Source organism: Calothrix sp. PCC 6303, from assembly GCF_000317435.1.
Lineage (GTDB): Bacteria > Cyanobacteriota > Cyanobacteriia > Cyanobacteriales > Nostocaceae > PCC-6303.
In genome coordinates this window covers 3,526,987-3,540,400 of record NC_019751.1, presented here as the reverse complement: position 1 = coordinate 3,540,400, position 13,414 = coordinate 3,526,987, and the positions used below count along the sequence as shown (strand labels likewise).

General features: G+C 38.7%; 11 protein-coding genes and 1 tRNA gene. 6 read left to right on the top strand and 6 right to left on the bottom strand.

Annotated elements, in window-relative coordinates; translation table 11 throughout:
* Nucleotides 1-44 precede the first annotated feature (44 nt).
* The 4 genes from CAL6303_RS14630 (at nt 45) to CAL6303_RS14615 (ending at nt 3,592) form a co-directional block, all read left to right on the top strand.
* Nucleotides 45-1,490: an MlaD family protein gene (locus CAL6303_RS14630; RefSeq protein ID WP_015198581.1), complete on the top strand. Its 1,446-nt coding sequence runs from the start codon at nt 45-47 to the stop codon at nt 1,488-1,490.
* A 185-nt stretch (nt 1,491-1,675) separates the two neighbouring features.
* Nucleotides 1,676-1,749, top strand: a tRNA-Arg gene (locus tag CAL6303_RS14625).
* 40 nt (nt 1,750-1,789) lie between these two features.
* Nucleotides 1,790-2,380, top strand: a complete 591-nt coding sequence (locus CAL6303_RS14620; protein ID WP_015198580.1) for an L-threonylcarbamoyladenylate synthase — start codon at nt 1,790-1,792, stop codon at nt 2,378-2,380.
* A gap of 279 nt (nt 2,381-2,659) precedes the next feature.
* Nucleotides 2,660-3,592 (top strand): sensor histidine kinase, encoded by a 933-nt coding sequence (locus CAL6303_RS14615; RefSeq protein ID WP_015198579.1) that lies wholly within the window; start codon nt 2,660-2,662, stop codon nt 3,590-3,592.
* Here the strand turns inward: CAL6303_RS14615 and CAL6303_RS14610 are convergent.
* The 6 genes from CAL6303_RS14610 to secD form a co-directional block, all read right to left on the bottom strand.
* Nucleotides 3,540-4,010, bottom strand: coding sequence for a GNAT family N-acetyltransferase (locus CAL6303_RS14610; protein WP_015198578.1), 471 nt, complete (start codon nt 4,008-4,010; stop codon nt 3,540-3,542). The genes CAL6303_RS14615 and CAL6303_RS14610 overlap by 53 nt on opposite strands.
* 165 nt (nt 4,011-4,175) lie before the next feature.
* On the bottom strand, nt 4,176-5,243 hold the full coding sequence (locus tag CAL6303_RS14605; RefSeq protein WP_015198577.1) for an MAE_28990/MAE_18760 family HEPN-like nuclease: 1,068 nt from the start codon (nt 5,241-5,243) through the stop codon (nt 4,176-4,178).
* Nucleotides 5,244-5,258: 15 nt separating this feature from the next.
* Nucleotides 5,259-6,452 carry a DUF262 domain-containing protein gene (locus CAL6303_RS14600; RefSeq protein ID WP_015198576.1) on the bottom strand — a complete coding sequence of 398 codons (1,194 nt, stop codon included), beginning with the start codon at nt 6,450-6,452 and terminating at the stop codon, nt 5,259-5,261.
* Nucleotides 6,453-6,645: 193 nt separating this feature from the next.
* Nucleotides 6,646-7,032 carry a hypothetical protein gene (locus CAL6303_RS14595; RefSeq protein WP_015198575.1) on the bottom strand — a complete coding sequence of 129 codons (387 nt, stop codon included), beginning with the start codon at nt 7,030-7,032 and terminating at the stop codon, nt 6,646-6,648.
* A gap of 125 nt (nt 7,033-7,157) precedes the next feature.
* Nucleotides 7,158-8,141, bottom strand: a complete 984-nt coding sequence (gene secF / locus CAL6303_RS14590; RefSeq protein ID WP_015198574.1) for a protein translocase subunit SecF — start codon at nt 8,139-8,141, stop codon at nt 7,158-7,160.
* Nucleotides 8,138-9,556: a protein translocase subunit SecD gene (gene secD / locus CAL6303_RS14585; RefSeq protein WP_015198573.1), complete on the bottom strand. Its 1,419-nt coding sequence runs from the start codon at nt 9,554-9,556 to the stop codon at nt 8,138-8,140. Before secD ends, secF begins: the two co-directional genes overlap by 4 nt.
* A 196-nt stretch (nt 9,557-9,752) precedes the next feature.
* Here secD and CAL6303_RS14580 point away from each other — a divergent pair, with 196 nt between their 5' ends.
* Both CAL6303_RS14580 and CAL6303_RS31175 read left to right on the top strand, forming a co-directional pair.
* Nucleotides 9,753-10,838, top strand: coding sequence for a type II secretory pathway, ATPase PulE/Tfp pilus assembly pathway, ATPase PilB (locus CAL6303_RS14580; protein WP_041739613.1), 1,086 nt, complete (start codon nt 9,753-9,755; stop codon nt 10,836-10,838).
* Nucleotides 10,839-11,138: 300 nt separating this feature from the next.
* Entirely contained in the window at nt 11,139-13,403 is a 2,265-nt protein-coding gene (locus tag CAL6303_RS31175; protein ID WP_015198571.1) for a protein kinase domain-containing protein, read from the top strand.
* The last annotated feature ends 11 nt before the right edge of the window (nt 13,404-13,414 follow it).

Genomic DNA, 13,414 nt, shown 5'->3' with positions numbered 1-13,414 from the left:
TCCTAAACTCAGGACTCAGAGCTTTTTAAGGTGAGGAGATAAACATGCGATCGCTACGCACAATTAGAGAGGGTTCTGTAGGACTATTAGTCCTAGCAGGTTTGGGGATTTTCGGACTAATTTTCCTCTGGTTAAATCGGTTTACTGCTTCCCAAAACTCTTACAAAGCTATTGTGGAATTTAAAGATGCTGGTGGACTGCAAAAGGGTGCCGTAGTTCGCTATCGTGGTGTCAAAGTTGGTAGAACTATTTCTGTCAAACCTGGTTTAAATGCGGTGGAAGTGGAAATCGAAATTAACCAACCTGAACTCATTATTCCCAGCAATGTCACCGTCGAAGCCAGCCAAAGCGGTTTAATTAGCGAAGGAATTGTTGATATTATTCCCAGATTAAAAATACCCGAAGGTGCGATCGCTGGCAAACCCCTGGAAGCAACCTGTGATTCTAATCAAATTATTTGTAATAATTCTCGCCTCAAAGGTCAAATTGGTATCAGCATCGATCAGGTTTTACGCTCTACCAATGATTTAGCTGTAGTGTACAGCAACCCGAAATTTTACGCTAACCTGAACCAAGCTTTAGAACAATCAACCCTTGCAGCTAGCGGTGTTGCCACACTCAGCAAAAACCTCAGTAGTCTTAGCTTGAGTGCCAAAAATCAACTCAGTGACTTTTCTGGTGTCGGTAATTCTGTACAACGTGCCGTCAACCAAGCTAGTAGTTCCACTACTCAGCTAAGTGCCAATGCAAACCAAACCCTAGATAAATTTGCCGCCACAGCAGGGGAATTTGGTATTACAGCTAAAGAACTTCGCACCACCAACAGTCAAGCTGGTAAATTATTAGCTAATTTGGATAATTTAGTTGTCAATAATCGTTCTTCTTTAGTTAGTACTTTAAACAATCTCTCAGTTAGCAGCAGTCAACTTCGTACCACCGTCAGCAGTCTTTCACCTACTGTCAACCGTCTTACCCAAGGTGAATTAATTAAAAACTTTGAAATTCTCTCTGCTAATGCCGCAGAAGCATCAACCAATTTACGGGATGCCACAAAAACTCTCAATGACCCCAAAAATGCCATTCTCCTCCAACAAACCCTAGATTCTGCCAGGGTGACATTTGAAAACACCCAAAAACTTACATCCGATTTAGATGAGTTGACAGGAGATCCCAAATTTCGCACCAATCTCAGGCAACTTGTCAATGGTTTGAGTAATTTAGTTTCCTCAACCCAGGAAATTGAACAACAGGTACAAGTTGCTCAAACTTTGGATTCGATGAAAGCTGGAACATTCAGCAAAAACACTCCTGTTGTGAATTTTGATTCTGAATTGTCCCAAATTCCACCAACAAGCGCATCCACAAAACGCAATCAAGCAATTAAGCGGCTAACGAAAATTCTCCAGCAAAATAACCAGGCAGCTAAAGCCTCGTTAGATAAGTCACGGGATGTTAGTAATCAGGAAAGTAAAGCAATAAATTCTCCATAAAATAAATAAACAAAATAAATAAATAAAGAGAGACGCGATGTATCGCGTCCCTACAGGGTTGCACTTTTTTTGTCTAGTTTATTTAGCTGGAATCTCCTGCCAATATCCCTAAGCAAATTGTTTGCCACTCTACATCTTAAAAAATCATCTTAAAAGTCCAACTCGTGGTACAATGTCACAGGTAAGGGTATGTAGCTCAGTTGGATAGAGCGCCAGGTTCCGGTCCTGTAGGTCGGGGGTTCGAGTCCCTCCATGCTCACTTAGCAGAATGTCAGGTTTGAAGATTTAATTGAGTCGTAATGGATCACGTATCGTTAATTAATCTTGTTTCCAACGCTCGTCAGGGTAAATTAGTTAGTTTTCCTACAGATACAGTTCCAGCTTTAGCGACTGTACCAGAATTTGCTGAACTAATTTTTACCGCCAAACAACGTAGTCAAGATAAACCTTTAATATTGATGGCTGCAACAACAGAGGAATTATGGAACTATGTTGTCGGTAGCCCTGAAGAGTGTCAAGAATGGCAATCGATGATGGATAAATACTTACCTGGTGCTTTAACTTTAGTATTGCCAGCATCTAAAAATGTACCAAAAAATCTGAATCCTCAACAGCCTAACACGATTGGAGTGAGGATTCCTAAAAGCGCGATCGCACAAACAATTCTGTCACAAACTGGCGCTCTAGCAACCACCAGCGCAAACCTTTCGGGACAACCAGCTTTATTAACAATGGAGGAGATTGCAGTTCAGTTTCCAGATGTTGCTACTTTAGATCCTAGGGAATTTGCTTCTGAAGAGTTAAATACAAAGGGTGTCCCCTCGACCGTGATTAAATGGACTGGTAAAGATTGGCAAATTTTGCGTCAAGGTGCCGTAATTTTGGAATGACATCCTACCCGGTATAAATGCACGGGGATAAATCAGTTATCAGTTCAAGCTGCGTAGCAGCTTGAAACGAGCATAATTTTTATCAAGTATATTATTTTCCCTGTTCCCTTTTTCTCAACTCTTCACACCTGATAAAATAATTAACAACAAATATAAATTTTTCTAAGTGAGTTTATCTAGCATATTCCAAGTGTGAGCTAAGATTGATAGAACTTGACATTGGGAACCATAGCACCCTTTTTTTCGCCTTTTTATCAACCCATCAATTGCAACTCAACCATGAATTGGAGTAACTGGATATATTTAGCAGTCGGAGTGGGATTAGGAGCAGCTTTACGCAGCTTATTTACCCGTCCTCAAGCCTCAGTGAGTGCGTTTGCACCTTTAACACCAGTTTCCGAAGCTGAAGATAAACCACCATTGTCAAAACCTATCGAGCAAACTCAACTTGCTTACCAGATGGCGAGGGAAATGGAACAGTTTAAAGCTGGCTTTTTAGCAAGGGTAACTCATGAGTTGCGATCGCCTTTAAATGGTCTGATTGGTTTGCATCAATTGATTTTATCAGATTTGTGCGAAAATCCCGAAGAAGAACGCGAATTTATTGGACAAGCACATGAGAGAGCATTACAGTTACTCAAAATAATTGATGAGGTGCTGAATGTTGCCCGCACTGAATATGGTAGCAATCGTTTGGACATGCGATCGCATTCTGTCGCGGAAGTGCTAAAAGAGGTTCATACCTTAACTCACATGCTGGCAAAGAATCGTAACTACCCGTTTCAAGTTACATTCCCAGATGTCTCACTTACCGTCACTACAGATCATCGTTGGTTACGACAAATTATCCTCAGCTTAGTGGAAACCTCCATCGCTTGTATTGATGCGGAAGTTCAAGAAGGTAGCATTTATTTATCTGCTGCATCTTGCCCCACTGGTGTCACACAAATCTGGTTAGATATACCTATCTATGCTTTACCAAAAAGCGAAGCAATCGATTTACTCACACTCACCAACCAACCCAGCAACACAACCATGACTGTGGGGATGAAATTGTTGCTAAATCAAACACTGGTGGAAGCTATTGGGGGAAAAATGGAAATATTACCCCACCCTGAAAAAGAAGCATCCAACCAAGATTTGATTCGCTTACAGATATCTATTTCCCCAGGGATTCCTGAAGCAGAACTTCAGCTTCAGGAAGCAAGCTAGTTGGCTCTTGGTTATAAAGTACCATGGTAGTAGTAGAATTAGTTTGGAAACCAATCCGCTCGTAAAATCTCTGTTGATGGGTAGTCATTAAATATACCCGTTCAACTCGACACATGCGAGGATGACTCAACACAGTTTCCACTAATTTGCTACCTAAACCCTGTTTTTGGTAATCTGGGTGAATGGCAACATCCCAAATTGTTGCTCTGTAGATACCATCAGAAGTTGCACGGGCAAAACCAATTAATTTTTCTCGATTCCAAACAGTTATTACTGGTTCACTGTTGGCAATAGCAATCTCCAAATCCTCCAGATTGCGTTCCTTTGCCCAGAATGCACTGAGGGTGAATAATTGCTGGAGTTGTTCTAGGTTTATTTCCGACTTGCGATCGCTAAATTGAATTTGTGTATTATCCATTTACATACCAAGTTTTAGATAATATATTACTCAATTAGTAGCCATTACTCCAATATTTGCCACCGGAATCAAGCAGAACTAAATTCTTCATTCGGATAAAATTTGAGTTGTAGTTATATTGGTGTGATGAGATATACAATTCTACTGAGTTATTAGTGACTAGAATTATTGCTTCACTATGTAAAATGTTTGATTTTCTTTGATGCTAGGCTCAACACTGACAGCAATATTTTGTTTTTCCATAATTATAATTTCCGCATGTGACTCGTTATTTAACTCAATTGTCAAAATAGGTTTTTTGTAAAACTTACCTTCTATCGTTTCGATAATAAGTATATCTCCAATTTTTATTTTATAGTTTTCGATTTCAAATGCTAATATTCTATTTCCAAAAATTTTAATTACTTTTTCGATTTTTTGAAATGTGTATATTGATTCTTGTTTAATAAATTCTTCAGCTAATATTTCAAATACAGCTTGGCAATATTTTTCTAAAAATTGGATATAAGATTCTAATTCAGATATGTTTAAAATATCTAATATCTCTGAACCGTGGGCTATCTGATTTCTTCTTTCAACTAGATCATTGATTGTATTGTATAAAATATCTGTATTGGTATTGGAAATATTTGTAATTCCCCTATCATCCTTAAAATATTGAATTAATGTTTCATTTTTCTTTAATACTTCGTTCAAGCTCACATTTATAAGCTCAAATAGTTTTACAATTTGCTTATGCTTCAAATTACCTGATGAAAGAACAAAAGCTTCTGTGTTGAATTTATAATTTGCAGTATTTACGATACATTCATTTAGCTCTTTTAAAACTTGTTCTTTTGTAAGATGCTGATATTTAGCAATTTCTCTACTTACTATAGAACTTATTAGCTTTACAGAAAGTTCAAAATGATTATTTCTAATTTTCTCATGTATCTTATCATATTCTAGGACTAAGCCTGAAAGGGCTGTAAGATATTCTTTGATCCAATTTTCTACATATTTTTCTAACAAGCCATAAAGTGAAATAATAGATGCTTTATATTCAAATATCTTTTTATCTGTTCTAAAAATTCTATGATGCTCTTTTAATGTATTTAACAAGGCTTTAATTTCTTCGTTATCAGCCTCTGATACAGTATAATTAACTATATTATCCACATCTTGAATATGCTTAATATATTCTCGTACCTGATTGATTTCTTTTTTAAAGCTATCTAATGAAGTTGTATTCATAATTTCTACCCAAGCTTATGGAATATAGCTTTGTAGAAAGTTTTGAAAATACTTTATGCGTGCTTCTACATCTTTTTTGTTATTGTATCTAGCATCAAAAAGAAGTCTATTTTTCTCTTCCTTAAGATGTAGCAATTGTTTATCAGAATACAAAGCACTTTTTATAGATTTACTATGATTGAGGAGAATTTCTTTGTGAGGAATGTTGTTTGCAAAGACCTGCATCATTGAATCATAAACAATTCTTATTGGGGTTTTATTGTCACGTTTTTCTTTTGGTGGGATGAAAGCTGAATCTCCAAATATGGAATAAACTAAATTGATTGTTTCATTAAAAAGGTTTTCAAGATTGTTTATTGTTTCATCCGAATAAGCATTGGCATGTTTTAAATAGTCATCTAAAAACTTATCCAATGGAGATTTAAAGTTAGCTATATGACGATAAGCAAAGAACCGTAAAACTAATTCGACATCTTCCATTTTACGATAAGGTTCACTTTCAAGTAATTTTTCTTCTCCTTCGGATTCCAAAGGTAATTTCCACATTTTGCGAAAAAAGTCATTTTCTGCAAGTTTTATACACAATTGGTTAAACTTGCCATTGTGTAAAGCATTTCTTGTTTCTTGTGCAGTTAGTTGTTCTCCACCACTATTCAATCTTTCAAAAACTATTTGCTTGAGAAAATCAGCTTCTTCTGCGCTTTTTGCTGTTTCCTGTAACAACACGATAGATGATAAATAACGCCTATCTATTCCTCTTTTAATTTGTTCGGGTAAATTTTGATAATTTCGTCCGTTAAGTTCACGCCAATATTCCAATCCTTCTAAGTTATATTTTCCTTTATAAAAATCATAGATAGCTGTTAGCCTCTGCAATCCGTCCATTACTTCATAAATAGAGTAACTTACTTCATACAGAAAGATAGGTGGAATAGGGACATTCATTATAAATGATTCCATCAAACGAGATTTTCTAGTATTGTTCCATCTTTTTCTACGTTGATATTCAGGATTTAAGATATACTTTTGACTGTCAAGCATCGTTTCTATACTATCAAGTGGATAGCGAGCTTGTTCCGTTACAATTCTTATCTCTCCTTTCTTGTATTTTTCGTTGATTTCGTCGTCTGAAAGAGAAACTTGAGAAATATCCGACTTATCTGAATAAAAAAATGTTTCGCCTGGAATTAAGTGATTTTTTGTTGTCATGCTATAGTCTCCAGATTTTGTGGTGATAATTGTCTAAATATAGACGGCACTTTATACATACTGATGCTATTGACGAAATATTTATTAATATTTCTAAAGCTTTCATAAATCCAATATAACTCTTCGTAGATTCTGGACTTGTATATTCTGTCTAGGGCGTGTTAATGATAATCTTACCTGCAATTACTAGTCTTCAACTCGACTGACAAACCCACTTCCATAAAGGATGACTTTCTCCTTGTTGACGAATTTTTAATACCTGTTCTTCTAGACGTTGTTTTTCAGTTTCGGGTATACCAAACAAGATATTTCGACTTTGCCAAATTAATACAGAAATAGTCATCCCAATACAGAAAGATAACCCCACTGCTGCGAAAGGATGGTAATAAATTCCGTATTTAAGAGATACCCATGTAAAATATTGTCGCAATATAGCAATTTCCCACCGTAAATTCCATAAGCAGATTGGGGCAAGAATCACCCAAAAAGCAGCTACCATTAACCATCTACCACACACTGTGAGTCGGTGTAGGCGTTGTACTTGCGTTGCAAAAGATTGATCTTGATTAAGGTCTACCATTGGGACACTAGAACACGATGAAAATTATTTATACCAATATGACTGCTAAGAAAAATAATGACCAGTTTTGATGAATATGGAAATTTGAAAAGACGTTCCATCGGAACGTCTTAGAGGGGTTTTTGTTAGACGTTGGGTATTCCTGCGTCTGTTGGTTCCTGGGTTTGGGTGTTCTTTTGGCTACGTTCACGCCACCATGCTAACAGGGTACTGGCGATGAAAATGCTTGAATATGCTCCCATTATAAACCCCACAATCATAGCGAGGGCGAAGTTTTTCAGGGTTGCCCCACCGAAAAGGAAGATTGAAGTTAATGTCAGTAATGTTGTCAGTGTGGTGTTGATTGAACGGCTTAAGGTTTGATCTACTGCATTATCAACTATGTCAGTAATGTGCATATTTGGGTTAATTTGAATCGTTTCTCGAATGCGATCATAAATTACCACCGTATCGTTAACTGAGAAACCAACTATTGTCAGCAAAGCCACAACAAACAAGCTATCGACTTCAATGCCAAATACTAAGCCAAAGATGGAGAAAATGCCGATGGTGATGAAAACATCGTGGAATAGGGCAACGATGGCAAATATGGCATAATCCCACTGAAAACGGATTCTCAGGTATACCAAGATACCCAACAAAGAGAGAACTAGGGCAATAACTCCAGAACGAAATAGTTCTTTACCTAGTGTTGCTCCTACTGTATCATTCTGATTCTTTTCGGGGTCGAAGGCTCCAACTTTTTCGCTGAGTGCATTAACTAGTTTAGTTCGCTGTTCGACGCTGAGGGTTTTGCTACGGATGGAAATTCCGTTTTCCTGTTTGGTTTCAGAATCAGTTACAAGTTGGATGCTGCTATCTCCCAATCCTTGGGATTGGGCAATATCACGAACAAGGTTGATATCAATGGGTTTATCGCAATTATTGGGGAGTTTGCAGTCTCTTTCTAACTGTAGACGGGTACCACCAATAAAGTCTAAACCGCGACGTAGGGGGGCTTTAATTTCGGGGTTGAATGTGGAAACCACCATTGAGATGATGCTGATAATAATGATGGTAGCGGAAATAATCCACCAACGCGATCGCGTTTTGTTTACAGCTAGCTTCATTTGGCTACCCCCACTTTTTTCCCTGTTGGTAGGTTAGGACAATAATATTCGAGTTTCTTCAGAGATGGGATACTAATTGCTAAAAACATCAAGCTGCGGGTACAGGTAACGGCTGTAAACATACTGATCAGTACACCAATGCTGAGTGTCACTGCGAAACCCTTTACTAAACCAGATCCAAATATAAATAGGAAGAAACAAGCAATCCAGGTTGTCACATTACTATCTAAAATGCTGGAAAAAGCTCGGTAAAAACCCGACTCAACGGAACGGTATAGGGTTTTGCCTGCTTGAAGTTCTTCTCTAGTACGTTCAAAAATTAACACGTTGGCATCTACTGCCATCCCAATACTGAGAACAAATCCGGCAATTCCCGGTAAAGTCATGGTAACTTGGAGTAAACCAAAGGCTGCCCAAGAAAGCAATGCATAGATAATTAGGGAGACATCTGATACGGCACCTGGTAATCGATAGTAAACCACCATAAATACCAATACTAGGATTAAACCACCAAGCCCCGCGTAGATACTGCTAAGAATGCTATCTTTACCCAAACTTGCCCCAACGGTACGATTTTCGACAATTTTCACAGGTACAGGCAAGGAACCACCACGTAATTGAATACCTAAACCTTGGGCATCTTGAGGTGTAAAGTCTCCAGTAATCACAGCTGAACCACCGACAATTCCTGTAGCCTTGTGTTCGATACCAACTACAGGGGAACTAATCAAAGCGTTATCTAAGAATATACCAATTCCGCGTCCAGTTCCCGCAAGTTCTTTGGTGAGTTGGGCAAATAAATCGCCACCTTTTTGATCAAAACGGATGGCTACTTCCCACAGAGTGCCGTTGGTTGGGGTACCAAAAGCATCCTTGAGAAATTTACCAGTTAGAGGTGGATTGGTACTTTCAAATAATTGTGCGATCGCTTGATTATTTTTGTCTATATCTTCTTTATTTTTAGCTATAGCCGCTGTATCTTTACTTTTTTTTAAGTTCTCTTGTTCCAGCTTAAATCCTGCTTGTGATTGACGCAGGGCAAATAACTCAGCTTCGGTTTTTTCTTTTTGCTTGCGAAATTCTAGCTGTGCAGTCCCTCCCAAAACCTTTTCGGCTTGTTCAGGATCATTGACACCGGGTAGTTGGACAATAATTTTGTCCTCACCCACTTTCTGAATTATTGGTTCAGAAGTTCCTAAAGCATTAATCCGTCCTTCCACAACTTGGAGGACTGCATCCAAATCCCGTTCGGTAATTTTGGGGACTTCGGCTGTTGTTTCTACTTGAATTGTCAGTTGTGAACCACCTTGTAAGTCTAAACCTAAAGGAACTCGCAACTGAGGAGTCAGGATCACCGCAATTGCAGCGATTACCATAACGAAAATTAATCCTAATAGCGATTGCTGTCTCTGCATACCATCATGGAAGTGTGACAAACGCTATAATAGCGCTCTTTGATGGTGTATGGGGAATCACACCACATACCGTAAAGCGAAAAGAGTTGTATTTTTAGCTGATTAGTCCTTTTGGCAACTTAATATTATACCTTTGTTAACTAGTCATTACCTTATGGGAATAATAAAATGGTATGACCATCAAAGCATGAAACTTATGTTGTCTTCAGAGGGTAAGGGTAAATCAACTGACACCGAAGCAAACCATCAGCAAGCACAATCTAGTGCTAATCCTCAGCAAGAAGAATTGGAACAGATATTTTATCTGCTGGACAATCTATTGTCGTTTGAGGCTTGCTTATACCATCAAATTCTGCCCCTAAGATTACAAGGTGACAAGCTACTTGTGGGGATGGTTAATGTTGGAGATCATGTTGCTCAAGACTACGTAAACCAAATCTTGTCATATGTAAAATATAAATCACTAATTACACCAATTACAGACGAAGCTCATCGCGGTTTCCTCTCGACATATTTAAGTTGTAAAAATACAGAAAAATCACGTAGTAAATCTGAAGTACCCCAATCTAAACTTAAAAAAGCTGCAAATTCTAATATTAATTCTTCATCTCAAGAAGCTAGTTTTACTCAAACTAATCAACAACCTATTATTAGTTCCCAATTGCCAACATTATCGATTCCTATTTCTGAAGAATTAATTCCCCTTGAGTTGTTACCAACGTTACCACCTAAGCAGTTTTTGGGGGAATTATTAGCACGAGTTATCGTCGGTGGTATTGGTAGACTTTATTTTGAAAGATTACCTTATCAAGGGAGAATTCTTTGGAGTGAAAACGGAGTTTTGCAATCAGTTTTAGAAAAATTACCTCTCTCTGTTTTTCAAGGGGCAATTAATGAAGTCAAAAAGTTTGCTAATTTACCTGTAGGGACTTTGACTGAAGCTAAACAGGTTGAAAAAGAATATCTATATCAGCAAAAACGCTTATTGTTGCGGTTGCGTTTTATGCCAGGAATGTATGGTGAAGAGGCAACACTGCAAGTACTCAAAGGTGCTGCATTAAAGTTCTATCAAAAGCAGCAAATATCACGCTTAAGTCGTGATGCAGTTAGTATTTCTCAACAACTTAGATATAAGTTGCATGAACTACAGGAACAGATGTTACAAAATCCAAATGTGAGTAATGAACAAATAGAATCACTTACTGTTCTAAATAGGCTACTTAGCAATTTAGATAGCCAAATTAAAACTTTTTCGGATTCGGAAGAAGAAATTAGTACATGAAGGCAGAAGGATTGAAGAAGGCAGTGGGCAGTAGGGGTATTTTGAGATGTTGCTAAGGAGATTTTCTAAGATTTGTTGAATTTGGCGTGCATCTGCGGTAAAGCGATCGCGTTCTTGATTAAACTGGACATCTAAGTGTGAATCACCCATACTGATTCGGAGTACCAAATTCAGCAGGGGCTTACTGCGTAATAGTTCAATTAACCCTAATTTGGCATCATTTGGGGTGCGATTCCCAAAATATCTGGGAATACTAGAGGTAATTCAACTAGATAAAAGTGATGAAACCCACCTAAAAATATGGCACTTTTTGCGAGTATTAATCCTAATTCATTGCCTGAAATGCCTGGCTATACTATTCTTGAGGAACTGTATGTGGGATCTCGCACAGCAGTGTATCGAGCGGTGCAGAATGCCCAACAATGTTCCGTGGTGATTAAGGTGGTACGACGCGATTATCCAAGTTTTGAGGAATTGGTGCAGTTTCGCAATCAGTATACAATTACTAAACATCTGCCTATTCATGGAATTGTTCGACCCTTAAGTCTAGAACCACTGGGGAACGGTTATGTCTTGGTGATGGAAGATTGTGGTGGGGTATCTTTAGGAAAGTATATCCAGCAGCAGTCCCTAGATATGACTGATGTGTTGACAATCGCCCTCCAAATTGCCGATATTCTCCATGATCTGTGGCATCATCAGGTGGTGCATAAAGACATCAAACCCACTAATATTTTAATTCACCCGGAGTCGAAACAAGTCAAGCTAATTGACTTTAGTATTGCCTCCTTATTGCCGAAGGAGACTCGGGAAATCCAATGTCCGCAAGGATTGGAAGGTACCCTGGCATATCTAGCTCCCGAACAAACCGGGCAAATGAATCGCGGCATCGATTACCGTGCAGATTTCTATGGTTTAGGTGTAACTCTGTATCAACTGTTGACAGGGATATTACCATTTACATCGGATGACCCATTGGAGCTAATTCATTGTCATATTGCAAAGGTACCCGTGCCGATAAATTATGTAAAGGCAGATGTACCCCCAATGGTGGCGGCGATCGTCACTAAACTCATGGCAAAGAATGCCGAAGATCGCTATCAAAGCGCGTTGGGACTGAAGCATGATTTGGAACAGTGTTTAACTCAATGGAAAAAACTAGGAAAAATTGCAGCGTTTGAACTAGGGCTGAATGATTTAAGCGATCGCTTGCCGATTCCCCAACAGTCATATAGCCCCGTCGCCAAAGTCCAAGATTTAGCTCATGGCTATCCCCAATCGTTTTTGCAACAGCAAATACAAGCTTCTCAGCAGTTTTTGAAGTCGTTAATTGACAACATTCCACAGATCGTGATTTGGAAAGACCGCAACTCGACATTTTTGGGTTGTAATACTAACGCAGCTAAGATTCTGAATCTGGAATCGCCAGATCAAATTGTAGGTAAAACTGATTATGATTTTTCTTTTACCCCTGAAGAAATAGAGTGGTATCAAGAATGCGATCGCCGCATCATGGAATCTGGACAAGCTGAACTCAACATTGTCGAAACCCAACAAAAACCTGATGGCTCCCAATCCTGGCTCAGTACTAGTAAAATTCCACTGCGCGATTCAAATAGCAATGTCATTGGTATTTTGATCACGATTGAAGACATTACCCATCGCAAAGTCGCCGAAGCCATCATTCTGAAAAAATCTCAAGAACTTGAGGAAGCCGCACAAGCCTTACAAAACACCCAATTGCAAATGGTGCAAGGCGAAAAAATGGCATCTTTGGGCAACTTAGTTGCTGGGGTGGCACACGAAATAAATAATCCTATCGGTTTCCTGAATGGCAGTATCAACAATACCAAAGAGTATATCCAATACCTCCTCGAACACATAGCCCTTTATCAGCAACATCATCCGAATGCTGCCAATCCAGTTGAAAAACATGCAGAAGATATTGATCTGAAATACCTTAGTGAAGATTTACCCAAGTTACTAGATTCAATGCAACGTGCAACTGACCGCATCACAGACATCAGCACCAGCCTACGTACTTTTTCCCGTGCCGATAATGATCACAAAGTCAGCGCTGATCTGCACGAAGGTATTGATAGTACGCTGCTGATTCTCAAATACCGCATTAAAGCCAACGATTATCGTCCTGCCATTCAAGTCATTCAAAACTACGGTGACTTGCCCAAGATCAAATGCTTACCTGGGCAGTTAAACCAGGTGTTTATGAATATTTTGGCGAATGCCATCGATGCCTTTGATGAAACCGCCCAACAATCTTCTTTGGCGGATCTGAAAGTCAATCCCCAGAAAATCACGATTAAAACTACACTCACTGAACAAGGCGCAGTTGAAATCTACATCCGCGATAATGGTAAAGGTATGCCTGAAGAGGTAAAATCCAGAATTTTTGACCATTTGTTTACCACGAAAGGCGTGGATAAAGGGACAGGATTAGGATTGGCGATCGCCCGTCAGATTGTGGTAGAAAAACATGGTGGTAGTTTAGAAGTGAAGTCACAGTTAGGTCAAGGTACTGAGTTTTATATCCGTTTACCTGCTTGATATGGCTATGG